We start from the raw sequence: 21,534 nt of genomic DNA on the forward strand, positions 1-21,534 counted from the left end.
TCTCAGTTTCTTTTTTCGCAAAAAAGCGTTTGTTTTGTTTGTATAGCTTGCCCCAACACAGCACGACAAATAGCTGTGGCAATCCCTGCCCAGAAAAGTAAAAAGACGTTTCTCAGGATCAGGTCCCAGAAGTCAATCCTATGCCAATGCCTGAATCCGTAGACCAATACTGAGATTTGAGCAGCCCACAAAACCGACAATGACAGACCAACCATGTAAGTGGCGTTGTACCACAGCGTAGCGTTTGGGGTCGCTTGAGTAAGCCGCTTAGACCATGGAAGAGTTTGGACCAACGATGCCATAATAACTGGGAATACCAAGGCATCGAGCGGAAAGAAAAAAACACCTTTCAGGGCCAATTTTTCTTCGGCAAAGCCTGAGCCTACCGACAGCACAAGAAAAATCATGAACAACGCCACGTATCCAACCCGGTTAAACAACAAGGTTTTCTGTTCGGGTGTCCAAAGTTTCATCACCCCAACCGCACCGTCAGGATCTTGTAACTCGCCACTCCGAAGAACCCTGCAAAGGCGAAATCGAACCAGCGGCGGGCGCGACGGTAGGTGCGGACCATGCGCTCGGATGAAAACAGGAACGCATAGCCGATGAAGATCAGCAGCGATCCGGCATAGAGCATGGCGAAATAGCCCAGCAGCATCGACAGGCTGGCATCATTGGGCGCGACGATGGCATAGATCGAGCCCCAGCTGAGGATCGCCTTGGGGTTGGTCAGGTGAATGGCCGCGCCTTTGGCAAAGATGGTCGGCAGCGCGCCCGTGACCGGTTTTCCCAAAGCGACCTCGTCCGCGGTCATCGCGCGGCGCAGGGCCTTGAGGGCCAGCCAACCCAGATAGGCCACGCCGATATAGCGGATCACCTCGAAGACCCAGACATTGGCCAGCATGATCGCCGACAAGCCAAGCGCTGCGGCAATGCCCCAGGCGGCGGACCCGGCACAGATGCCCAGCGCAAAGACCAGACCGGCGCGGCGGCCTTCGTTCATGGCGGTTCCTGCAATGCCCATCGTGGCAGGCCCCGGAGAGCCGCCAGCCATCAGCCAGGCCAGCCAGATGGCGACAAAGCCGGGCGTGATCACGCGCGCGCCTCGTCCATCAGGCGACGCATTTCCTGAATGGCCGGGGTCAGGCCCAAAAAAATCGCCTCGCCAATCAGAAAATGACCGATATTCAGCTCTTTGACTTCTGGGAAGGCGGCAACCGGTTTTACGGTGTCGTAGGTCAGGCCATGGCCCGCATGAACCTCGAGCCCCAGCGAATGAGCGAAGGTGGACATCTGGCGCAGCGACTCAAGCTCGCGTTCGGCATCTTCCATGCGACCTTCAGCATGGGCGTCGCAATAGGCGCCGGTGTGCAGCTCGATCACTTCGGCACCGATGCGATGCGCAGCTTCGATCTGACGCTGATCGGCGGCAATGAAGATCGACACGCGGCAGCCGGCCTCACGCAGAGGCGCGATGAAATGCGCCAGCTTGTTTTCCTCGCGCGCGACTTCAAGCCCGCCTTCGGTGGTGCGCTCTTCGCGCTTTTCGGGCACGATGCAGACCGCGTGAGGCTTGTGGCGCAGGGCGATTTTCTGCATCTCGGGCGTTGCGGCCATCTCAAAATTCAGCGGCACCGACAGAACCTCCATCAGCCCGTCGATATCGACGTCCGATATATGGCGCCGATCTTCGCGCAGGTGCGCGGTGATGCCATCCGCCCCCGCTTCTTCCGCCAGTTTGGCAGCGCGCAGCGGATCTGGATAATCCCCACCCCGCGCATTGCGCACGGTGGCCACGTGATCGATGTTCACACCCAGACGCAGATGGTTCTCAGACATCACTCGATTCCTTTTGCATGTTCTTGCCCGAGCCTAGAGGCTCTGCCGAAGAAACGGCAGCCGAATCTTCGGCCAAACGCTTGATTTCCTCGAACTTCGCCTTGATCTTGGCGCGGCGGCGCTGCTGATACGTCAGGATCAGCGGCAGGCTGAGGTAATAGCAGATCACCCCCGCAACGACGCCCGGAATGATCCCACCGATCATGTAGGGATAGAAGACGTCATCGTAGAACTGCGACAGCCCGTGCCAGTCGGCCACGCGATCCGTAAACAACGCCAGAAAATTGTTCTTGAGATCCCCTAGGGCACTGGCGAATTTGCCCATCAGCCCTTGTGTGTCGCCTCCTTCGTATTCGGTGCCCAGCAGGAAATGCCCGGTCTGAAGGCAGATCACCCCGATCGGAACATAAGTGAGCGGGTTGCCGAAAAACGTGCCGCTGAGCGCGGCCAGAATGTTTCCCTTGATCAGCCGGGCACCGATGGCGGCGACAAGAAAATGCAACCCGTAAAACGGCGTAAAGGCGGCAAACACCCCTGCCCCGATGCCGCGCGCGATCCGGTCAGGGGTATCCGGCAAGCGCCGGACGCGGTGTTTCACGTAATGGAAGGCGCGGGTCCATCCGCCACGCGGATAGACGAAATCCGATGCGATCTGGACTGGAGAGCGTCGGTCTCGGCGCTTGAATACCACCCGTGATCACCCCTTCTCAGCCAGCCGCAACCGAAGTTTTGACCTGATCCCGATACCGTTCGACCGCAGCAACATCGCTTTCCGCCTCCAGCATCAGCATGAGTGAATGAAGCTGTTCAAGGTCGCGCAGTTCGACATTGATCAGAAGGCGGTAAAAATCCGGTTTGCGGTCAACAAACTCGAGGTTCGAGATATTGGCCTTTTTCTCGCCGATCAATGTGCAAATACGCCCCAGAACCCCGGCATCGTTGCCAATGGTCAGATCCAGCGTCGCGCCATAGACGGCCGGGTGCGTGCCCGAATGCCAGTGCAGATCGACCCACCGGTCAGGTTCGCCTTCGAACTCGCTGAGCCGATCGCAATCGATGGCATGCACGACCACGCCCTTGCCCCGATAGGTGATACCGACGATACGTTCCCCCGGCAGCGGCTGACAGCAGGGGGCCCGGTCGAACTTCTGCCCCGGCTCTAGGCCAATCACCGCACGGCGCAGCGGAATGGCGTCGCCGTCGTCCTTGGCAAGTTCGGGATAGACGGCCTGAACCACCTCATGCGCAGTCAGTTCGGCGCTGCCGAGGCGGGCCAGCAGCTCGTGCCGATCTTTCAGGCGTAGGTGTTTTGCCGCGGTATCCAGCGCCTTGTCGGTCGCCTTGCGGCCCACATGCTCGAACCCGGAACGGGCCAGTTCCTTGCCCAGCTTGATGAATCGTTCCCGATCCACTTCGCGCAGGGCGCGGCGAATGGCGGTACGGGCCTTGCCGGTGACTGCAATCTCCAGCCACGTGACCTGTGGCGTCTGACCATCGGCGGTGATGATGTCCACGGACTGGCCATTTTTGAGCCGCGTCCAGAGCGGAACGCGGATACCATCAACCTTGGCCCCGACACAGGCATGACCGATCCGGGTGTGAATGGCATAGGCAAAATCGATCGGCGTCGCGCCACGCGGCAGCTTCACCACGTCGCCCTTGGGGGTGAAACAGAACACCTGGTCCGAATACATCTCGAGCTTGACGGCCTCGAGGAAGTCTTCGTGATCTTCCTCGTTGTCGAACTGCTCGGTCAGATTGGAAATCCATTTGGCCGGGTCGACGGCGAACGGGTTCTCGGTGCGCACACCGTCGCGATAGGACCAATGCGCCGCAACCCCGGTTTCGGCCACGTCGTGCATCTGGCGGGTGCGGATCTGGACCTCGACCCGTTTACCGTCCCGGCCCGACACCGTGGTGTGGATCGAGCGGTAACCGTTCGATTTGGGCTGGCTGATATAGTCCTTGAAGCGCCCCGGCACCGCGCGCCAGCGCTGGTGGATGGCACCCAGAGTTCGATAGCAGTCTTCCTCGGTCTGGGTGATGATGCGGAACCCATAGATGTCTGACAGGCGCGAGAAGCCCTGATCCTTTTCCTGCATCTTGCGCCAGATCGAATAGGGTTTCTTGGCGCGGCCGAACACCTCGGCCTCGATCCCGGCCTTTTCCAACTCGTGCCGCATGTCGCCGGTGATGCGATGGATCACGTCGCCGGTTTCGCGTTGCAGGGTGATAAAGCGACGGATGATCGACTGGCGGCCTTCAGGGTTGAGGACACGGAAAGCCAGGTCTTCAAGTTCCTCACGCATCCACTGCATACCCATCCGGCCCGCAAGCGGTGCGTAGATATCCATCGTCTCGCGGGCCTTGACGATCTGTTTTTCGGGACGCATCGCCTTGATCGTGCGCATGTTGTGCAAACGGTCGGCCAGCTTGACCAGAATCACGCGCAGGTCCTTGGACATGGCCATGAACAGCTTGCGGAAGTTCTCGGCCTGCTTGGTCTCGCGGCTGGACAGTTGCAGATTGGTCAGCTTGGTGACGCCGTCGACCAGTTTGGCGACTTCATCCCCAAAAAGTTCAGCCACTTTGCCATAGTTGGCCTTGGTGTCTTCGATCGTGTCGTGAAGCAGCGCCGTGATGATGGTCGCATCATCCAGACGCTGTTCGGTCAGGATGGCGGCAACGGCAACGGGATGGGTGAAATAGGGCTCGCCGGAATGGCGGAACTGCCCTTCGTGCATCTGCTGGCCAAATTCATAGGCCAGCGCAATGCGGTCAGCATTCGTCTTGGGATTGTAGTTGCGGACCAGCGCAATCAGATCGTCAGCAGAAATCATCCGGTCCGCACCTTCGTCTTCAGGGCTTACCCCTGCCCTTGAGCCTCCATCAGAGCGCGCAGGAGCTTCTCTTCCGACATGTCGTCCATGGCGGGTTTGTCCGTTTCGGCACCCATCAGCAGCGCCATCTGATCTTCTTCGGGCTCGTCAACCTCGATCTGGGTCTGGTTGGCCTCAATCAGGCGCTCGCGCAGTTCGTCCGCGCTTTGGGTTTCGTCGGCGATCTCACGCAGAGACACGACAGGGTTCTTGTCGTTGTCGCGGTCAACGGTAATCGCTGCACCGGCGGAAATCTCACGCGCCCGATGGGCGGCGAGCATCACCAGCTCGAACCGGTTTGGAACCTTGTCTACGCAATCTTCAACCGTCACGCGGGCCATTGGGCGCTCTCCGTTTCTGAATCCATGTCAGGAAGGGGTTTATCTAAGCGCGAATCCGCGCCTTGACAAGCAGGAAATGCTGCATTTGCACGGATCACAACGCCGTGACCGCCGCAACCTCTGCCGCGGGAAGGGTCTGGATCATCTCGCAGACCGTGCGACCCAGAACCGGATGGCGCCAGTCGGGCACGATATCGGCCATCGGCACGAGGACAAAGGCGCGATCCTGAAGGCGCGGATGCGGCAAGATCAACTGATCCGGTGCCTCTTGCCTTTGCGCGTCGGTCGGCAGGGTCAGCCAGCGATCAAACGTGGCGCGATCCGGCAGGACCTGATCTTCGAAACAGACCAGATCCAGATCCAGCGTCCGCATCCCCCAGCGCTGCACCCGTTCGCGCCCGAATTCCTGCTCCACCTCGTGCAGCACCTGCAACAGCTGCGAAGGAGACCTCTCGGTTGCAATCTGCGCCGCGGCATTCACATAGTCCGGGCCGGCCCCGGCGGGAAAGCACGGCGTTGCAAAAAAACGACTGACGGAGCGAATCACCACATCGTGACGCGATAACGCGTCAAGCGCGTTCTGAAGTGTTACAGCGGGACCATTTCCTCTCAAATCGAGATTTGCGCCCAGCGCAACAACGGCATTTGGCATTGATTTGCTCATGTGATACCCTACATTCGACCCATTGCATACTTGCGATAATCGACAGAAGTTCTAATTATGGCGTACCAGAGCGCGTCATTTTATCACTCACTCACTCACGTAACGCGGCACGCACTGGATTATACCGGAAGGGAACATTTATGTTTTATAAAGACGAACGGCTAGCGCTGTTCATCGACGGCTCGAATCTTTATGCCGCGGCAAAAGCACTCGGTTTCGACATTGACTACAAACTTCTGCGGCAGGAATTCATGCGCCGCGGCAAGCTTCTTCGGGCCTTCTACTATACAGCGCTGCTGGAAAACGACGAGTATTCGCCGATCCGTCCATTGGTTGACTGGCTGCATTACAACGGCTTCACCATGGTCACGAAACCGGCCAAGGAATACACCGACAGCATGGGGCGTCGGAAAGTCAAAGGAAATATGGATATCGAACTTACCGTCGATGCCATGGAACTGGCGCCGCGCGTCGATCATATCGTGCTGTTCTCGGGTGATGGGGATTTCCGCCCGTTGATCGCCAGCCTGCAACGGCAGGGCGTGCGCGTATCGGTGGTGTCGACCATTCGCAGCCAACCGCCGATGATCTCGGATGAACTGCGCCGCCAGGCCGACAATTTCATCGAGCTGGAGGATTTGCGCGATGTCATCGGTCGCCCGCCGCGTGAAATGCCGACGGAGCATCGCAGCGTCGCTGTTGCCAGCAACAGCTGACAAGACGATAGGCCTGTCATGATGGGGAAAAATCGCGCGGTCAGGACATCGGTCCTGGCCGCGCTTCTTTAACAAGGTACAGGTGCTTAAACATCACCCGAGTAGCAACGATTCGTGTCAGATGAATGACGATGTCCTGTCTGGACCAAGGCCGGGAAAAGACTTACCTGTGCCTCAAGGAGACAGCCTGATGAAAAAGCCGCCACTGACACTTTACCTTGCCGCCCCGCGCGGGTTCTGCGCCGGTGTGGACCGTGCCATCAAAATCGTTGAGATGGCTTTGCAGAAATGGGGCCCACCGGTCTATGTGCGCCACGAGATCGTGCACAACAAATTCGTGGTCGACGGCCTTCGCGCCAAAGGGGCCGTTTTCGTCGAGGAATTGCAGGAATGCCCCGATGACCGCCCGGTGATCTTTTCCGCCCACGGGGTGCCGAAATCCGTTCCCGCCGAGGCTGCTCAGCGCGAGATGATCTATGTGGACGCCACCTGTCCTCTGGTTTCCAAGGTGCATGTCGAGGCGCAGCGCCACGCGGACGCGGGGTTGCAGATGATCATGATCGGCCACAAAGGCCATCCCGAAACCGTGGGCACCATGGGGCAGCTGCCCGAGGGCGATGTGCTGCTGGTCGAAACCGTGGACGACGTGGCCACGGTGCAGGTGCGTGACCCGGATAAGCTGGCCTTTGTAACCCAAACCACCCTTTCGGTCGATGACACCAAGGATATCATCGCCGCCCTTCAGGCCCGATTCCCGGCCATTGTCGGACCGCACAAGGAAGATATCTGTTATGCCACCACCAACCGGCAGGAAGCGGTGAAAGCCGTGGCCCCCAAGGCGGATGCCTTGCTGGTTGTGGGCGCGCCGAACTCATCGAACTCGCGCCGCCTTGTCGAGGTTGCCTCGCGCGAGGGGTGCCAGTACGCGCAGCTGGTCCAGCGCGCAACCGAGATTGACTGGCGCGCGCTCGAGGGTATCTCGACCGTGGCTGTCACCGCAGGCGCGTCGGCCCCGGAGGTTCTGGTAAACGAGGTGATCGAAGCGTTCAGCGCGCATTATGATGTCACCGTCGAGCCGGTCGAGACCGCCATTGAAAACGTCGAGTTCAAAGTCCCCCGCGTGTTGAGGCAACCGGCGTGAACGGAGTACCGAAAGCGCCTCTCTATCTGGGGCTGGCGGGACTGATCCCGTTTGTCTGGGGCGCCCTGACCTATCTGAACGGCGACCTGAATGCCTGGGGCGCGCAAACCTTTGGCCCACGTTTCGTGGGGCCTTATGTGCAACTGTTCTATGGATCGGTCATCCTCAGCTTCATGTCCGGTGTTCTCTGGGGTTTTGCCACCAAGACATCGGGCAGCAAAGCGGCCCTGTGTTATCTGTTGTCGGTTCTGCCCGCGCTTTGGGCCTTTGCCATGACAGGCGGCGGGCCGGTCAATGCGGGCACCAATCTGATGTATGGGTTCGCTGGTTTGTTGTTGCTGGATGCCCTGTTTTCCTACTGGCGCCTGACACCGGTCTGGTGGATGCGGTTGCGCATCCTGCTGACCGCGGTCGTATTGGCCAGTCTTGCAGTCGGAGTGTACCTGTGACCGATGAACGCACGATCAACGCCTATACAAACAAGGTGGCCGAATATCTGAAAATCCCTCTGCCGCCCGAGCAGCTTGAGGCCCGTCAGGCTTTTGCCGATGCGGTCGGCGCAGGCGGCTATGTACTGGATTTGGGGTCCGGGCCGGGGTCAGACAGCGGGTTCCTGATGCGTCAAGGGCTGAAGGTTCGCGCGCTGGATGCCACGCCAGCCTTTGTCGAACATGCGCGGGAAAACGGTGTGGATGCTTATCTGGGTACGTTCGATGACGTCACTGAGACGGCCGAATATGACGGCGTTTACGCCAGCTTTTCCCTGCTGCACGCGCCGCGCGCCGATTTCCAGCGACATCTGACTGCGATCCACAGGGCTCTGAAACCCGGTGGACAGCTGTTTCTGGGGATGAAGCTGGGCACTGGTGAACATCGGGATGATCTGGATCGTTATTATACTTATTACACCGAGGCCGAGATCGAGGACGCCTTGAACAAGGCAGGGTTCACGATTGACCGCGCAGTCCATGGCATGGGCAAAGGCCTGGCCGGATCGTATGACGGATATATTCTGGTGTTCGCCCATGCCTGAATTGTTTGCCTATACGGATGGTGCCTGTTCCGGAAACCCCGGCCCCGGAGGCTGGGGCGTGCTGTTGCGCGCGATGGACGGGGACAGCGTTCTGAAAGAGCGTGAGCTGAACGGGGGCGAAGCCGAGACGACCAACAACCGGATGGAGTTGCTGGCCGCCATCAGCGCCCTTGAAGCGCTGGAGCGACCGTCGAAGATAACCGTCGTCACCGACAGCGCCTATGTGAAGAACGGCGTCACCGGCTGGATTTTCGGTTGGAAACGCAACGGATGGAAAACCTCGAACAAGAAACCGGTCAAAAATGTCGATCTTTGGCAGCGTCTGGATGAGGCGCAGGAACGGCATGATGTGACATGGGAATGGGTCAAGGGCCACGCAGGCCACCCCGAGAATGAAAAAGCTGATGAGCTGGCCCGGGCCGGAATGGCGCCGTTCAAACCGAAGAAGGCACAGGCGTGACCGCGCTGACGCTGCTGGACTATGCCTCGGTTCTGATCTTCGCGTTGACAGGGGCACTGGTGGCCAGCCGTGCCCAGCTGGATCTGGTAGGATTTGCCTTCATGGCCTGCCTGACCGCCGTCGGTGGCGGTACGGTGCGCGACCTTCTGCTGGATCGTCACCCGATCTTCTGGGTTGGGCAGCCGGATTACATCCTGATCGCAGTCGCGGCTTCGGTCCTGGTGTTCTTTACAGCACATCTGGTGGAAAGCCGTTATAACTGGCTGGTCTGGCTGGACAGTTTTGCACTGTCGGTGGCTGTCGCGGCCGGAACCGGCGCGGCGCTGTCGCTGGATCAGTCCGGCGTCATTGTCGTTTTGATGGGTGTGACCACCGGATGCCTGGGCGGGCTGATGCGTGACGTGGTCTGCAACGAAGTACCGCTGGTGCTGAAACAGGGCGAGCTTTATGTGTCCTGCGCCTTTACAGGTGCTCTGACTGCGGTGCTGGCTTCCGGGTTGGGGGCGGCGCCTGCGTTTTCCCTGGGTCTCTGCGCCCTGGTGTGCTGGGCGTTGCGCGCCGGATCGTTGACGTTTGGCTGGCAATTGCCGGTCTACAAAAGCCGGCCGCCGCGCAACTGAGCCCGACAGTGGACGCCAAAGCGGCATGCTGATACCCCTTTTGAAAGCGCAGCCCGGAGGCCAACGTGACATTCAGACTTGCATCCATCACAGCCTGCCTGGCCCTGCTCGCCTCATGCGGTGCGTATTACACCCCCGTCAGTTTTGTTGCGCAGGGCGACCAGATCATCGCCTCGGGCACAATTGACGAGACGACGCTGTCTGCCTTTGAGGAAGTGAAAGCCCAAAACCCCGAAGCCCGCACTCTGGTTCTGCGGTACATTGAAGGATCTGTTGACGATGACGCCAGTGTCATCTTCGCCCGTGAAGTGCACAGGGCCGGGTTCGACACCGTCGTGCCCTCGAACGGTCTGGTTGCCAGCGGGGGTACCGATCTGTTTCTGGCCGGAAACCGCCGCGTGCTGCAACCGGGGGCCTGTGTCGGTGTCCACAGCTGGGCCGGGTCAGGTCTGGTGGCGACCGACTTGCCCGAGGACGACCCCGAACATGATCGATACCTGGACTATTTCAAGGATATCGGCGTGGATGAGGAGTTTTACTGGTACACCCTCTATGCTGCCCCTGCCGACAGTATGCACTGGATGAACGCCACCGAAGCGAACCGTTTCGGCCTGACCACCAGAGGTGCTCCGGCGCTTGGGTCTGCGACGGAGTGCGACGAAAGGTAAACTAGCCGTTCAACAAGCGCGCGCCGATTTCCTTGACGAACTTCGCGGCCACCATCGCCGTCATGCCATGGGGGTCGCGATGCGGGTTGAGCTCGACGATATCCGCACCGACCAACTGGCCTTTGAACCGGTGGATCAGGTCGATAACCTCGCGCGTGCTCAGCCCACCGGGTTCATGATGCGAGACGCCGGGGGCAAAGGCCGGGTCCAGCGCATCCAGATCCAGTGACAGGTAGACCGGGCCATCGAATGAAATCTGCAAGTCGGGGCTCCAGCTGCGCATGTCGATCACCTCGACCCCGAACTTATCGGCCTGTTCGCGCTGATGGGCGTTCATGGTGCGGATGCCGACCTGCACCAGACGCTTGACCGGGCAGGTCTCCATCACCCGGGCAAAGGGGCAGCCATGGCCGAGCGGTCCGATATCCTGCGTGTCGTACAGATCAGGGTGGCTGTCGATATGCAGGATGTTCAGCCCTTCGTACCGATCCGCATGGGCCTTGATCAGCGGATAGGCCACCGAATGGTCGCCGCCCAGAGACAACAGGCGCGCGCCGGTTGCGATCCGTTTCGCCGCTTCGGCCTCGATCTGGTCAATCGGTTCCTGCCCGCGCATTTCGAACACATCCAGATCGCCGGTATCCCTGAATTTGGCGCTTGCACCCAGATCGGTGCCATCCTCGGCGGTCAGGTTGGCGGCACCGGAATGCAGCGCCTCGCGGATGCGTCCGGGGGCGAAGGCCGGCCCTTGCAGGAACGAGGAATGCAGATCCAAAGGAACGCCCATCAGAGCGACATCACCCGGCTTCAAATCATGCGGCATCATCATTCCCCTTTTTCGTTGAAGGCGATCTGGACGGAGGAAAGACGCCGGGTCAAGGGGTTAACGGCGCAGGTAGGTCTGCCAGATCCAAATCACCAGCAACGCACCCAGAACCGCCCCGACAAAACCAGACAGCCACCCCATAACGGTTACAAGAAACCGCAGCAGCATCCCTCCGATCAGGGCCCCCACGATTCCGATCAGCATGGTCGTCGGGATATCCGCCTCGATCCGCATCAGGCGGGTGGCCAGAAACCCTGCCGCTGCACCGATGATGATCAGGGCGACGATTGGCATGTCACTTCCTCCAGTGGGTCGGCACGATGATCAAGGCACCAACAGAGGAAATCACCGCATCCAGCCCCGGAGGACCAAAGCTGATACCGAACATGATACGGACGAAATAGAACAGGAACGCCCCGCCCACACAGATGATGATGGATTGCAAATAGCCGTTATGGGTGAAACCGGTCTGTTCGGACAGATACCCGACGATCCCGGCAATCACGACAGTGCCCATCATCACCATGAACATATGGCTTTACTCCGAAGACATCCGGGTGCCGATCGGGATTGGCCAGCCCCGCAGGAACGTTTCCTTATCCTGCGCGCCTTTGCCCGCCCTTTGCAAGCGCAGCAGTTCTATGGCGCCCTGCCCGCAAGCCACATACAGATCGTCATTCAGAACTTCGCCCGGCGCGCCCTGCCCTTCGGCCAGACGCGAAGCGAGGAGTTTTACCCGGTTGCCGTCGATCTCGGTCCAGGCCCCGGGAAAGGGCGACAGGCCGCGGATCTGCCGATCGACCTCGACCGCGGGGCCCGACCAGTCCACGCGGGCCTCGGACTTGTCGATCTTGGCGGCATAGGTGACACCAATCTCGGGCTGCGGATCAGGGGTCAGGCCGGGCAGCTTTGCCAACGCCTCGACAATCAAAGCCGCGCCCATCGCCGAGAGCCGGTCATGCAGTTCCGCAGTGGTTTCCTCGGGCCCGATATCGGTGGCCTGTCGCAACAGAACGGGGCCGGTATCAAGGCCCGCCTCCATTTGCATGATACAGACGCCGGTTTGCGCATCGCCCGCCATGATCGCGCGGTGGATCGGAGCCGCCCCGCGCCAGCGCGGCAAGAGGCTGGCATGAATGTTCAGGCAGCCATGAGCCGGCGCATCGAGGATGGGCCGGGGCAGGATCAGCCCATAAGCCACAACCACCGCCACATCCGCGTTCAGTGCCGCAAAACTGTCCTGCTCCTCGGCCGGTTTCAGCGAGGTTGGGTGACGCACGTCCAGACCCAGCGCCTGGGCACGCGCGTGAACCGGTGTCGGGCGATCCTTCTTGCCCCGCCCCGCCGGGCGCGGGGGCTGGCAATAGACGGCGGCGATCTCATGCCCGGCCTCGACCAGCGCATCCAGAACCGGCACCGAGAAGTCCGGGGTTCCCATGAAAACAACGCGCATATTTACCCCTGTTTCTTGGCTTTGCGCAGCAGCATGTCGCGTTTGACCTTGCTGAGCCGGTCAAAATACATCCGGCCATTCAGATGGTCGATCTGATGCTGGACACTGGTGGCCTCGATGCCGACAAAATCGCGACGGTCCACCACGCCCTGCTCGTTCAGGAATTTGACAGTCACCGCGCGCGGGCGTTTTACCTTGGCCGACACGCCCGGCAGGTTCGGACTGGCCTCTTCATGTTCACGCAGTTCGATCGAGCTGTGCAGGATTTCCGGGTTCGCCAGACGCACGGCCTTGCCCCGCTCGGCCGACCCATCGACCACGGCCAGACGCAACATCACTCCGATCTGCGGCGCGGCCAGACCGACACCGGGCATGGCCTCCATCGTGTCGATCATGTCCTGCCAAATCCGGCGAATGTCATCGGTGATTTCAGTCACCTCATCCGCCTTTGTGCGCAAGCGTTTGTCAGGCCAGGGCAGACAGGTGCGGACGGTCATGCGCGCGCCCGTTCACGTTTAAGCTTTTGCATCTTGCGGGTAATCATCTGCCGTTTCAGCGGTTTTAGGTAATCAATGAACAGCTTGCCGTTCAGATGGTCGATTTCATGCTGCACGCAAGTGGCCCAAAGCCCGTCGAACGTCTCCTGTCGCAGGTTTCCCTTCTCGTCCATCCAGGTGACATCGACCACCTTGGGGCGGGTCACTTCGGCATATTGATCCGGGATCGACAGGCATCCTTCCTCGTATACATTGGTTTCCTCGGAAGAGGCGATGACCTGAGGGTTGAACATGATCAGCGGGCGCGGTGTTTCGCCTTCTTCCTTGATGCAATCCAGCACGATCAACCGTTCCAGCACACCGATCTGCGGCGCGGCGAGGCCAATCCCGGGCGCGTCATACATGGTTTCCAGCATGTCGTCAGCCAGCGTGCGCAGCTCGTCCGTCAGGTCGGATACGGGCGCGCAGACCTTTTTCAGGCGGGGATCGGGATGGATCAGGATAGTGCGTTTCATGAGGCTGATTTAGGCCATCCCGCCCCGCGCCGCAACGCCCCCCTTGCACCCGCCCGATTTGCGGTTAGCTTTCGGTCGAGAAAATGGAGCAGACATGACTTTCAACGACCTGATCGACCGCCGGGGCACCAACAGTTCAAAATGGGACAAGATGGAGATGCTGTATGGCGTCTCGCCCGAGGACGGTCTGGCCATGTGGACGGCCGATTCCGATTACCAGACGGCACCCTGCGTGATCGAGGCCGTGCGCAAGGCCGCAGATCACGGCGTGTTCGGCTATTCATGGATGCACCCGGACTATCTGGCCTCGGTTCAATGGTGGATGAAAACCCGCCATGATTGGGAAATCGACACGGATTGGATCCTGACCACCCAGGGCTTGGGCAATGCAATCGCCCTGTCGCTGGATGTCTGGACCGATCCCGGTGATGGCATCGTGATCTTCACCCCCGTTTACCATGAGTTTGCCCACAAGGTGAACAAATCGGGCCGCCGGGTCGTAGAATGCCCTTTGGTGCGGGACGGGGAAAGTTACGGCCTTGATCTGGACGACGCCCAGTCCCGGTTGGACGGGTCCGAGAAGATGCTCCTGTGGTGTTCGCCGCAAAACCCGTCGGGTCGTGTCTGGACGCCCGACGAGTTGCAGGCCGTGGCTGCGTTTGCCGAACGGAACGGTTTAATACTGGTGTCGGACGAGATTCACCACGATCTGGTCTATCCCGGCGCCAAATTTGTGCCGATGGACGTGGCAGCCCCGGATGCACGTCCGTGGACCGTGACGCTGACTGCGGCGTCGAAGACCTTCAACATCGCCGGGCAGCGGACCGGCAACATGATCATTCCCGATCCCAAACTGCGCGCGGCCATGAAGCAACGGCTGCAAACATTGGACTACGATCCCGGCGCGTTGGGCGTGGCGATGATCACCGCCGCGTACAGCCCCGAAGGGGCCGAATGGGTAGATGCCCAGATCGCGCATCTGGATGGAAACAGGCGTCTGTTCGATCAGACCATCACCGAGATTCCGGGGCTCTGGTCGATGCCCTTGCAGGCGACCTATCTGGCCTGGGTCGATTTCTCGGGCACCGGCATGGATCACGCTGAATTTGTCCGCCGGTTGCGCGAGGACGCGCGGATCGCGACATCGTCAGGTCCGGGTTTCGGCACTGGAGGAGAAACGTTTGAACGGTTCAACCTCGCCACGCAACGGGCGCGGGTCGAGGATGCTTGCCTGCGGCTGAAACGTGCTTTCGGGGATCTGCAATAAGTACGTGCCGGCCGGGACTTGCAAACCCTGCCCTGTTTTCACAGGTGCCGGTTGCCTTGGTTGAGGCCGCTTTGGGCCGCGCGTGCCTGCCATTAGGCTGGCACCGCTGGCCTTTGGCATCGACCAAACCCTGGGCCAAATGGGAATACCAGTTGAAATTCGCCCCTAGTCGTCACGCCCCAGCAGGGCGATCGGCGCATCGGGCGCGCGGTAAAAGTCAAGCGGCGCGCTGTCATGGGCGGCCGTGCTGCGTTTGAATTCATACCGCATCTCACCGCCTTCATCCTCATCCGCGACGATGAGGCATTGATAGAGGTGGTTGGCCCCGTCAAAGATATCAACAAGCCCGCGCAAGCGCGGCGTGGTTTCCGCTTCAACCGTAAAACCGTCTTTCCACAATTTGAGTATTTTGTAGGTATTGTCGCCCATCTCCACCCGTAAACGGCTGGCTTTTTTCAATGTGGCGATTCGGGCCGCGTCCAACTCGGCGCGTATTTCCTTTGAAACATAGGTACTCATTAATCCGTTCCCCCGTGAATGACTTCTATTGTGCGGGATAAGTTGTAAAAATCCAGTGAACCACGTCACAGAAACACGATCCGGCCGAGGTTTGTTGCACAGAAATCCCGAACTCGACTGTGCGCGGATGCAGAGCATTTGCGCGGGCGCTCGCATAGGAAGATGCAAGCCCTGGCCCTATGTTTTTCGAAACGCACATGCGGAGGAAAAGACATGGGCCTGCTGGTCGACGGAAAATGGCAAGATACCTGGTATGATACCAAATCCACGGGTGGTGCATTCAAGCGCAGCGCCGCGCAGTTTCGCAATTGGTTGACCGCTGACGGCAAGGCGGGGCCATCAGGCAAAGGCGGGTTCAAAGCAGAACCCGGGCGCTATCACCTGTACGTCAGCTATGCCTGCCCCTGGGCCCATCGCACGCTGATTTTTCGCGAGTTGAAAGGGCTGAGCGATCTGATCTCGGTGTCGGTCGTGCATCCGGACATGCTGGATCAGGGTTGGACCTTTGAAACAGACGCTCACGGCGCGACAGGAGACGACCTTTATGGGCTGGGCTTTGCGCACCAGATCTATACCAAAGCCGATCCAGCCTATTCGGGTCGCGTGACCGTGCCGATCCTGTGGGACAAGCGGCAGGAAACCATCGTGTCGAACGAAAGCTCGGAAATCATCCGCATGTTCAATTCGGCCTTCAACGGGATCACCGGCAATACCGATGATTACTGGCCCGAAGCGATGCGCGATGAAATCGAAGAGGTCAACGCGCGCATCTATTCAGACGTCAACAACGGCGTCTACAAGTCCGGCTTTGCCACCTCGCAAGCGGCCTATGACGCCGCCGTGGGCCCGTTGTTCGACACGCTGGACTGGCTGGAAGATCGTCTGGCCCGGAACCGTTACCTGATGGGGGATCGGATCACCGAGGCTGACTGGCGGCTGTTTACGACGCTGATCCGCTTTGATCCGGTCTATCACCTGCACTTCAAATGCAACAAGCGGCGCCTGATCGATTACCCGAACCTATGGGCCTATACGCGTGAACTGTACCAATGGCCCGGGGTGGCACCCACGGTGAACATGAACCATATCGTGCGCCACTATCACTACAGCCATGACAGCATCAATCCGCACCGGATCATTCCGGTGAACCCGGTGCTGGATTACACAGAACCGCACCGCCGCGATCAGCGCCCTGCGGCGTAATGCTCGACCATCGCCGCCAGATCCTCTGGCGGTGTTTCGCTTTGCACATAAGCACAGGCGTTCGGGCTGTGGGCAAATATCGATCCATCGGAGAAGAAAGTGGTGTTAGTGACAAAGATCACCCGCGCCTGGGGGCGGCGATAGCTTGCAAAATCGGCCACGGCCAATGCACTTCCGGTTTCCAGGACCAGATCCAGCACGATGATTTCGAAATCCGTGCCGTACAGCGCCAGAATGGCGGCTTCCTGCGTCTCGACCAGCGTGACCTCGGCGCCCTGCCGTTCCAGATGCCTTTTCCAGACCCGACCAAGGTCGGGATTACTCTCAACAATCAGAACTTTCATTTGCAACAACCTCGGCACTTGGTATGGTGAGTGGTGCCGACCCCCGTGGTCCGTGATCTCGTTATTTCCTTAACAAAGTGTTAACAGCAGCCCCACAGGCCCGTGAACAGGCGGATTTGCTTGTGTAAGAGGCGAAAATCCGCTTGAAGCGGTCCAAAAGCGGTAATTTCTCGCAGAGAGAGCAGATGAACACTTTGGACGAAGATCTGGATCCACGCGCGGTTCGTGACCATGGCGGCGGGTTGGACAAGGCAATTGTCAAATATGGCGGGCAACGCACCGACTGGATCGATCTGTCCACCGGCATCAATCCTCATGCCTATCCCGTGTCCGGCCTGACGGCCGGGGATTGGGCCGAATTGCCGGATCACGGGGCGTTTGAACGGCTCAGCGATGCCGCGCTCCGGTTCTGGAACGTGCCGCAGCGTGCCGCGATCCTGCCCGCGCCCGGAGCGTCGGCGATCATCGCGCGTCTGCCGGCTCTGGCCGCGACGGGTACGGTACAGATCACGCCGCCCACCTATAACGAACACGCCGCCGCCTTTTCGGCGCAGGGGTGGAAGGTGCGGCAAGACGCGCCCAGCGACGCCCGCGTGATCGTACATCCGAACAACCCGGACGGGCGTATCTGGCAGGAAAGCGACGTATCGGCACCACTTACCGTGATTGACGAAAGCTTTTGCGACGTCATGCCGGACAAGTCCTTGATCCATCTTGCAGACCGCCCCGGCGTGATCGTGCTGAAGAGTTTTGGCAAATTCTGGGGGCTGGCCGGGGTAAGGCTGGGGTTTGCCATCGGACGGCCGGATATGATTAGCCGGTTGAACGATCTGACCGGCCCTTGGTCGGTATCAGGTCCGGCCTTGCGGGTCGGCACACAGGCTTTGATGGACAACCGTTGGGCGGACGCCACGCGTGCGCGTTTGGCTGACGAGGCCTCAAGGCTGGATGCGCTGGTCACAAGAAAGGGGGCCAAGGTGATCGGCGGCACCAGCCTGTTCCGACTTTATCAGGTCGACAACGCCGCCCATTGGCAAGGTCGTCTGGCACGGTCCCATATCTGGAGCCGCATCTTCCCCTATTCTGAAACCTATCTGCGCCTTGGGCTCCCGCCCGAGGATGGATGGAACAGGTTGGAGGCGGCCCTGTGAGCCCTGGCCTGATGCTGGTCTGTGCCATGTGTCTGGACGCAGCACTGGGGGAACCCGACTGGCTCTGGTCGCGCGTCAGGCATCCGGCGGTGATGATCGGCAACCTGATCGGCTGGCTGGATACACGCCTGAACCACGGGGCCCAGCGCCGTTCAAAAGGGGTGGGTGTGCTTGTCCTGCTGGTTTGCGGCGCAGGGGCGCTTGGCTGGGGTTTGTCCCTGTTGGGGCCGGTGATTGAAATCCTGGTCTGCGCGATCCTGTTGGCGCAAAAATCGTTGGTCACCCATGTGCGCGCCGTGGGCGAAGGGCTGATGGCCTCGCTGTCAGAGGGGCGGGCACGGGTGGCCATGATCGTCTCACGCGATACACGGGACATGACCGAGGCACAGGTGGCACGCTCGGCCATCGAAAGCGCCGCTGAGAACCTCAGCGACGGCGTCATCGCGCCTGCTTTCTGGTTTCTGATTGCCGGGTTTCCGGGGCTGCTGGTCTACAAGGCGGTGAACACGGCCGACAGCATGATCGGATATCGCAATGAAACGTACCGCGCGTTTGGCTGGGCTTCGGCACGGTTCGACGACCTGCTGAACCTGATCCCAGCCCGCCTGACCTGCGTGATGATCGTGGCGCTGTCGGGCCAGTGGTCGCGCTGGCGCGAAATCTTGGCAGATGCGCACCGTCACATCTCGCCCAATGCGGGCTGGCCCGAGGCCGCCATGGCCCGCGCGCTGAACGTCGCCCTAGCCGGGCCGCGCAGCTATGACGGCAAGGTGCGGGATCTGGCATGGGTCAATGGCAACGCTCAGCGCGAGATCGGAGCTTTGGACATTTTCCGCGCATGTCGCATGTTGTGGCGTGTTTGGGGGCTTGCGCTTGGGCTCGTGTCGGTGTCGGTTGGGATCGACCTGATTTACTGACGGACATTTGTCATGCGTTTTCTTTCCGGCCTGATCGCCGCCACCTTGTTTGCCCAACCTGCCCTGGCCCAATGTGGTGGTGGCTTCAATTCCTTTGTCAAAGGGCTAAAGGCCGAGGCCGTGCAGCAAGGCTTTGACAAATCCACCGTGAACGCATTTTTCAAAGGCGTGCAGCAGGACAGCGCCGTGCTGAAGGCCGATCGGGCGCAGGGGGTGTTTCAGAAACCCTTTATCGAGTTTTCCCGGCGGCTGATCTCGGCCAATCGGATCGAACGCGGGCAGGCGATGTCGCGCAAATATGACGCGGTGTTTGACCGGATCGAAAAGCAATACGGCATCTCACGCGGGGTGTTGCTGGCCTTCTGGGCGTTCGAGACCGACTACGGATCCTTTCAGGGCGACTTCAACACCCGCAATGCACTGGTGACTTTGGCCCATGACTGCCGTCGCCCCGACCTGTTCCGCCCTCAAATCTTCGCGGCCATCGAACTTTATCAGAATGGTGATTTCGACCCGGCCCGCACAACGGGCGCGTGGGCCGGGGAAATCGGTATGGTCCAGATGCTGCCGCGGGACATTCTGGAAAACGGTGTCGATGGTGACGGCGACGGGCGTGTCCGCCTGAAAACCTCGGCCCCGGATGCGCTGATGTCCGGCGCCAAGATGCTGTCGCATCTGGGCTGGCGCGCAGACGAACCGTGGCTGCAAGAGGTCACGGTGCCCGCGCAGATGGACTGGTCTCTGTCCGGCCCCGGCAAGCCCCGGTCTGTGGCCGATTGGCAGGCCATGGGCGTTCAGGCACGCAGCGGGTCGCTGGCAAACCTGCCTGCCTCGCTGATCCTGCCCCAGGGGCACAAGGGTCCGGCCTTTCTGGCCTATCCGAATTTCGACGTCTATTTCGAATGGAACCAGAGCTTTGTCTATGTATTGACCGCCGCCTATTTCGGGACACGTCTGGAAGGGGCACAGATCTACGATGCTAGCAATCCCGCACAGGGTCTGAACGGTGCGCAGATGAAGCAGCTGCAAAGCAAGCTTCAGGCCAAAGGGTATGACGTTGGCAAGGTCGACGGGATCCTGGGCGCTGGCACGCGGGCGGCCGTGCAGGCGGAACAGAAGCGGCTTGGCCTGCCGGCCGACGCGTGGCCGACAGTGGATCTGTTAAACCGGCTTTAGGCGGCAATCACGCTTACGCGACCCATTCCGGTTGCTGCGGGACACAAGGCGCAAAGGCGCGCGTCGTCACCGTGGCACCCTCGGTTTCGATTGCCGTGTTGGGCTGTATCTCGAGCCATCCCTCGTTGATGGCATCCAACGGCTCGGACGAAATGATGATACCGTCTTTGCAGGCCTTGTAGTGCAAGCTGGGCGCAAACCGATCCGAGGCATATCGGGCCGCAAAAACCCGTTTGCCGTCCGACCAGCAGGCGGCAAACCGAAGATAGGGTGATGCTCCGCGGCGCCTGGAAAGGGCTTCGACCCGACCGACCGCACGGGCCATTGCACCCACAGGATCGGTGTCCAGCCCCTCGCCATGAGCGATGAGAAAGATCGGCTCGCTCTCGGTTGCGCCCATACGATGCTGGTACAGATGCGCCGGGATCATGGCATCAAGCTCTTGCCGGATTCGTTCATGACCCCCGGCCTGACCGTTATGCATGAAACTCCACCTGCCGACGCCGAAGGGGTGACAGTTGTTGCGCGAGGTCGCCGTACCCGTCGAGGCCCGTACATGGGCCAGAAACAGCCGGGATTTCGTGTGATGCGCCAATTGCTTCAGATTGGCATCGGACCACGCCGGATGGGTGTCCTTGTAAAAACACGGCGTGTCACGATCAGAATACCATGCCAGCCCGAACCCATCCGCGTTTATCGGTGTTTTTCCGATCAATGCGTTTCGGCTTTGAATGACAAGCGATTGTTCTTGCTCGAGGACCAGTTCGTCCAGGTATCGCTGCTGCCCAACCCAAGCCAAGAATCGGCACATGTGCCTGTCTCCGTCCGACAGTGAAAATTTCCGGGACGATACCACCTTGGCTATCAGATTTTCTCCCATGCATTATCCGATTTGTCGGGTTTTCCCTATCAAATGCACGGAAATTGCAAAAATTTCAGATCAATTTCACTTACTACGCACCGGATAGCGGTCGCCCTTCTCGTCTATCAGGATCAGTCGCCCCCCGCTACGCACGTACAGATCACAGCGGCTCAACCCATTGCGGTACGCGATGCACACGCTGCCATCATCGGCAATCGCGTAAGTTCCAAAGGCAGAATCTCCGCTTGCGTATGTGTAGGAATAGGCGCCCCCGGCCGAGAATTTGGCCTGTCCGTCGTCGTAAAAGGTCAGTGTCTGCCCCGCCAAAGCATCAAGCTCTGAGGCTGTAAGGGGCGTATCCCCGGTTTTGACGGGCCAGTCGGCTGCAAATACAGGGCCGGCGGCGATGAGGGCGGGGATCAGGAAGCGCGTCATGCGCTCAC

The 21,534-nt window shown here is 59.9% G+C and carries 29 protein-coding genes; 12 read left to right on the forward strand and 17 right to left on the reverse strand.

Going from position 1 to position 21,534, the window contains the following annotated elements:
* Positions 1-2: 2 nt before the first annotated feature.
* The 7 genes from GOW31_RS08170 to folK all read right to left on the reverse strand — a co-directional run bounded on the left by GOW31_RS08170 (position 3) and on the right by folK (position 5,723).
* A complete protein-coding gene (locus GOW31_RS08170) occupies positions 3-473 on the reverse strand; it encodes a hypothetical protein (RefSeq protein WP_171169169.1) in 471 nt (156 codons plus the stop codon).
* A complete protein-coding gene (locus tag GOW31_RS08175) occupies positions 473-1,096 on the reverse strand; it encodes a LysE family translocator (protein ID WP_171169170.1) in 624 nt (207 codons plus the stop codon). Before GOW31_RS08175 ends, GOW31_RS08170 begins: the two co-directional genes overlap by 1 nt.
* On the reverse strand, positions 1,093-1,839 hold the full coding sequence (locus GOW31_RS08180) for a pyridoxine 5'-phosphate synthase (protein WP_171120263.1): 747 nt from the start codon (positions 1,837-1,839) through the stop codon (positions 1,093-1,095). The genes GOW31_RS08175 and GOW31_RS08180 overlap by 4 nt, the downstream gene beginning before the upstream one ends.
* A complete protein-coding gene (locus GOW31_RS08185; protein ID WP_171169172.1) occupies positions 1,832-2,530 on the reverse strand; it encodes a DUF2062 domain-containing protein in 699 nt (232 codons plus the stop codon). Before GOW31_RS08185 ends, GOW31_RS08180 begins: the two co-directional genes overlap by 8 nt.
* Positions 2,531-2,546: 16 nt before the next feature.
* Positions 2,547-4,679 (reverse strand): bifunctional (p)ppGpp synthetase/guanosine-3',5'-bis(diphosphate) 3'-pyrophosphohydrolase, encoded by a 2,133-nt coding sequence (locus GOW31_RS08190; RefSeq protein ID WP_117869872.1) that lies wholly within the window; start codon positions 4,677-4,679, stop codon positions 2,547-2,549.
* A 26-nt stretch (positions 4,680-4,705) separates the two neighbouring features.
* Positions 4,706-5,059 carry a DNA-directed RNA polymerase subunit omega gene (gene rpoZ, locus GOW31_RS08195; RefSeq protein WP_117869873.1) on the reverse strand — a complete coding sequence of 118 codons (354 nt, stop codon included), beginning with the start codon at positions 5,057-5,059 and terminating at the stop codon, positions 4,706-4,708.
* A 94-nt stretch (positions 5,060-5,153) separates the two neighbouring features.
* On the reverse strand, positions 5,154-5,723 hold the full coding sequence (gene folK / locus GOW31_RS08200; RefSeq protein WP_171169174.1) for a 2-amino-4-hydroxy-6-hydroxymethyldihydropteridine diphosphokinase: 570 nt from the start codon (positions 5,721-5,723) through the stop codon (positions 5,154-5,156).
* 140 nt (positions 5,724-5,863) lie between these two features.
* Between folK and GOW31_RS08205 the strand changes: the two genes are divergently transcribed.
* The 7 genes from GOW31_RS08205 (at position 5,864) to GOW31_RS08235 (ending at position 10,361) form a co-directional block, all read left to right on the forward strand.
* Entirely contained in the window at positions 5,864-6,439 is a 576-nt protein-coding gene (locus GOW31_RS08205) for an NYN domain-containing protein (protein WP_117869875.1), read from the forward strand.
* 190 nt (positions 6,440-6,629) lie between these two features.
* Positions 6,630-7,580, forward strand: a complete 951-nt coding sequence (gene ispH / locus GOW31_RS08210) for a 4-hydroxy-3-methylbut-2-enyl diphosphate reductase (protein WP_171169176.1) — start codon at positions 6,630-6,632, stop codon at positions 7,578-7,580.
* On the forward strand, positions 7,577-8,029 hold the full coding sequence (locus GOW31_RS08215) for a DUF3429 domain-containing protein (RefSeq protein WP_171169178.1): 453 nt from the start codon (positions 7,577-7,579) through the stop codon (positions 8,027-8,029). Before ispH ends, GOW31_RS08215 begins: the two co-directional genes overlap by 4 nt.
* Positions 8,026-8,613, forward strand: coding sequence for a class I SAM-dependent methyltransferase (locus tag GOW31_RS08220; RefSeq protein ID WP_171169180.1), 588 nt, complete (start codon positions 8,026-8,028; stop codon positions 8,611-8,613). The genes GOW31_RS08215 and GOW31_RS08220 overlap by 4 nt, the downstream gene beginning before the upstream one ends.
* Positions 8,606-9,073, forward strand: a complete 468-nt coding sequence (rnhA, locus tag GOW31_RS08225; RefSeq protein ID WP_152457071.1) for a ribonuclease HI — start codon at positions 8,606-8,608, stop codon at positions 9,071-9,073. The genes GOW31_RS08220 and rnhA overlap by 8 nt, the downstream gene beginning before the upstream one ends.
* Positions 9,070-9,693 (forward strand): trimeric intracellular cation channel family protein, encoded by a 624-nt coding sequence (locus GOW31_RS08230; RefSeq protein ID WP_171169182.1) that lies wholly within the window; start codon positions 9,070-9,072, stop codon positions 9,691-9,693. The genes rnhA and GOW31_RS08230 overlap by 4 nt, the downstream gene beginning before the upstream one ends.
* A gap of 65 nt (positions 9,694-9,758) precedes the next feature.
* Entirely contained in the window at positions 9,759-10,361 is a 603-nt protein-coding gene (locus GOW31_RS08235; RefSeq protein WP_171169183.1) for an alpha/beta hydrolase, read from the forward strand.
* 1 nt (position 10,362) lies between these two features.
* Here the strand turns inward: GOW31_RS08235 and speB are convergent, their stop codons facing one another.
* Genes speB through def (GOW31_RS08265) form a run of 6 tightly spaced genes read right to left on the reverse strand, consistent with a single transcriptional unit; the run spans position 10,363 to position 13,652 of the window.
* Positions 10,363-11,184, reverse strand: coding sequence for an agmatinase (speB, locus tag GOW31_RS08240; protein ID WP_171169185.1), 822 nt, complete (start codon positions 11,182-11,184; stop codon positions 10,363-10,365).
* Between the two features lie 60 nt (positions 11,185-11,244).
* Positions 11,245-11,481, reverse strand: a complete 237-nt coding sequence (locus GOW31_RS08245) for a GlsB/YeaQ/YmgE family stress response membrane protein (RefSeq protein WP_152457067.1) — start codon at positions 11,479-11,481, stop codon at positions 11,245-11,247.
* Position 11,482: 1 nt separating this feature from the next.
* Entirely contained in the window at positions 11,483-11,719 is a 237-nt protein-coding gene (locus GOW31_RS08250; RefSeq protein ID WP_170344822.1) for a hypothetical protein, read from the reverse strand.
* 6 nt (positions 11,720-11,725) lie between these two features.
* A complete protein-coding gene (gene fmt, locus GOW31_RS08255) occupies positions 11,726-12,640 on the reverse strand; it encodes a methionyl-tRNA formyltransferase (RefSeq protein WP_171169187.1) in 915 nt (304 codons plus the stop codon).
* 2 nt (positions 12,641-12,642) lie between these two features.
* The gene (gene def, locus GOW31_RS08260; RefSeq protein WP_171120283.1) at positions 12,643-13,137 is read right to left on the reverse strand and encodes a peptide deformylase; all 495 of its coding nucleotides are present in this window, start codon (positions 13,135-13,137) and stop codon (positions 12,643-12,645) included.
* Complete coding sequence (gene def / locus GOW31_RS08265) at positions 13,134-13,652, reverse strand: peptide deformylase (protein WP_171120285.1); 519 nt, start codon at positions 13,650-13,652, stop codon at positions 13,134-13,136. Before def (GOW31_RS08265) ends, def (GOW31_RS08260) begins: the two co-directional genes overlap by 4 nt.
* 94 nt (positions 13,653-13,746) lie before the next feature.
* Here def (GOW31_RS08265) and GOW31_RS08270 point away from each other — a divergent pair, with 94 nt between their 5' ends.
* Positions 13,747-14,919, forward strand: coding sequence for a MalY/PatB family protein (locus GOW31_RS08270; protein ID WP_171169189.1), 1,173 nt, complete (start codon positions 13,747-13,749; stop codon positions 14,917-14,919).
* A 165-nt stretch (positions 14,920-15,084) separates the two neighbouring features.
* Here GOW31_RS08270 and GOW31_RS08275 read toward each other — a convergent pair whose 3' ends face one another.
* The gene (locus GOW31_RS08275; protein ID WP_171169191.1) at positions 15,085-15,438 is read right to left on the reverse strand and encodes a hypothetical protein; all 354 of its coding nucleotides are present in this window, start codon (positions 15,436-15,438) and stop codon (positions 15,085-15,087) included.
* 213 nt (positions 15,439-15,651) lie between these two features.
* Here GOW31_RS08275 and GOW31_RS08280 point away from each other — a divergent pair, with 213 nt between their 5' ends.
* Positions 15,652-16,641 carry a glutathione S-transferase family protein gene (locus GOW31_RS08280; protein ID WP_171120289.1) on the forward strand — a complete coding sequence of 330 codons (990 nt, stop codon included), beginning with the start codon at positions 15,652-15,654 and terminating at the stop codon, positions 16,639-16,641.
* On the opposite strand, the gene GOW31_RS08285 is transcribed toward GOW31_RS08280, so the two are convergent.
* Positions 16,623-16,985, reverse strand: coding sequence for a response regulator transcription factor (locus GOW31_RS08285; protein WP_117869888.1), 363 nt, complete (start codon positions 16,983-16,985; stop codon positions 16,623-16,625). The genes GOW31_RS08280 and GOW31_RS08285 overlap by 19 nt on opposite strands.
* A gap of 185 nt (positions 16,986-17,170) precedes the next feature.
* Between GOW31_RS08285 and cobD the strand changes: the two genes are divergently transcribed.
* The 3 genes from cobD to GOW31_RS08300 are packed head-to-tail and all read left to right on the forward strand — an operon-like array spanning position 17,171 to position 20,229.
* Positions 17,171-18,136, forward strand: a complete 966-nt coding sequence (cobD, locus tag GOW31_RS08290; protein ID WP_171169193.1) for a threonine-phosphate decarboxylase CobD — start codon at positions 17,171-17,173, stop codon at positions 18,134-18,136.
* Entirely contained in the window at positions 18,133-19,053 is a 921-nt protein-coding gene (gene cbiB / locus GOW31_RS08295; protein WP_171169195.1) for an adenosylcobinamide-phosphate synthase CbiB, read from the forward strand. Before cobD ends, cbiB begins: the two co-directional genes overlap by 4 nt.
* A 12-nt stretch (positions 19,054-19,065) precedes the next feature.
* Complete coding sequence (locus tag GOW31_RS08300; protein WP_171169197.1) at positions 19,066-20,229, forward strand: lytic murein transglycosylase; 1,164 nt, start codon at positions 19,066-19,068, stop codon at positions 20,227-20,229.
* Between the two features lie 13 nt (positions 20,230-20,242).
* Here the strand turns inward: GOW31_RS08300 and GOW31_RS08305 are convergent, their stop codons facing one another.
* Together GOW31_RS08305 and GOW31_RS08310 are read right to left on the reverse strand one after the other, a co-directional pair.
* Positions 20,243-21,040, reverse strand: a complete 798-nt coding sequence (locus GOW31_RS08305) for a class II glutamine amidotransferase (RefSeq protein WP_171169199.1) — start codon at positions 21,038-21,040, stop codon at positions 20,243-20,245.
* 135 nt (positions 21,041-21,175) lie between these two features.
* Entirely contained in the window at positions 21,176-21,526 is a 351-nt protein-coding gene (locus tag GOW31_RS08310) for a hypothetical protein (protein WP_171169201.1), read from the reverse strand.
* Between the last annotated feature and the right edge of the window lie 8 nt (positions 21,527-21,534).

The sequence above is a fragment of the Ruegeria sp. HKCCA0370 genome, assembly GCF_013033705.1.
Lineage (GTDB): Bacteria > Pseudomonadota > Alphaproteobacteria > Rhodobacterales > Rhodobacteraceae > Ruegeria.

Coding starts and splice junctions, on each gene's coding strand:
- GOW31_RS08170 (WP_171169169.1), bottom strand. CDS start 473: ATGAAACTTTGGACACCCGAACAGAAAACCTTGTTGTTTAACCGGGTT.
- GOW31_RS08180 (WP_171120263.1), bottom strand. CDS start 1,839: ATGTCTGAGAACCATCTGCGTCTGGGTGTGAACATCGATCACGTGGCC.
- GOW31_RS08190 (WP_117869872.1), bottom strand. CDS start 4,679: ATGATTTCTGCTGACGATCTGATTGCGCTGGTCCGCAACTACAATCCC.
- rpoZ (WP_117869873.1), bottom strand. CDS start 5,059: ATGGCCCGCGTGACGGTTGAAGATTGCGTAGACAAGGTTCCAAACCGG.
- folK (WP_171169174.1), bottom strand. CDS start 5,723: ATGAGCAAATCAATGCCAAATGCCGTTGTTGCGCTGGGCGCAAATCTC.
- GOW31_RS08205 (WP_117869875.1), top strand. CDS start 5,864: ATGTTTTATAAAGACGAACGGCTAGCGCTGTTCATCGACGGCTCGAAT.
- ispH (WP_171169176.1), top strand. CDS start 6,630: ATGAAAAAGCCGCCACTGACACTTTACCTTGCCGCCCCGCGCGGGTTC.
- rnhA (WP_152457071.1), top strand. CDS start 8,606: ATGCCTGAATTGTTTGCCTATACGGATGGTGCCTGTTCCGGAAACCCC.
- speB (WP_171169185.1), bottom strand. CDS start 11,184: ATGCCGCATGATTTGAAGCCGGGTGATGTCGCTCTGATGGGCGTTCCT.
- GOW31_RS08245 (WP_152457067.1), bottom strand. CDS start 11,481: ATGCCAATCGTCGCCCTGATCATCATCGGTGCAGCGGCAGGGTTTCTG.
- GOW31_RS08250 (WP_170344822.1), bottom strand. CDS start 11,719: ATGTTCATGGTGATGATGGGCACTGTCGTGATTGCCGGGATCGTCGGG.
- fmt (WP_171169187.1), bottom strand. CDS start 12,640: ATGCGCGTTGTTTTCATGGGAACCCCGGACTTCTCGGTGCCGGTTCTG.
- def (WP_171120283.1), bottom strand. CDS start 13,137: ATGACCGTCCGCACCTGTCTGCCCTGGCCTGACAAACGCTTGCGCACA.
- def (WP_171120285.1), bottom strand. CDS start 13,652: ATGAAACGCACTATCCTGATCCATCCCGATCCCCGCCTGAAAAAGGTC.
- GOW31_RS08270 (WP_171169189.1), top strand. CDS start 13,747: ATGACTTTCAACGACCTGATCGACCGCCGGGGCACCAACAGTTCAAAA.
- GOW31_RS08275 (WP_171169191.1), bottom strand. CDS start 15,438: ATGAGTACCTATGTTTCAAAGGAAATACGCGCCGAGTTGGACGCGGCC.
- GOW31_RS08280 (WP_171120289.1), top strand. CDS start 15,652: ATGGGCCTGCTGGTCGACGGAAAATGGCAAGATACCTGGTATGATACC.
- GOW31_RS08285 (WP_117869888.1), bottom strand. CDS start 16,985: ATGAAAGTTCTGATTGTTGAGAGTAATCCCGACCTTGGTCGGGTCTGG.
- cobD (WP_171169193.1), top strand. CDS start 17,171: ATGAACACTTTGGACGAAGATCTGGATCCACGCGCGGTTCGTGACCAT.
- GOW31_RS08300 (WP_171169197.1), top strand. CDS start 19,066: ATGCGTTTTCTTTCCGGCCTGATCGCCGCCACCTTGTTTGCCCAACCT.
- GOW31_RS08305 (WP_171169199.1), bottom strand. CDS start 21,040: ATGTGCCGATTCTTGGCTTGGGTTGGGCAGCAGCGATACCTGGACGAA.
- GOW31_RS08310 (WP_171169201.1), bottom strand. CDS start 21,526: ATGACGCGCTTCCTGATCCCCGCCCTCATCGCCGCCGGCCCTGTATTT.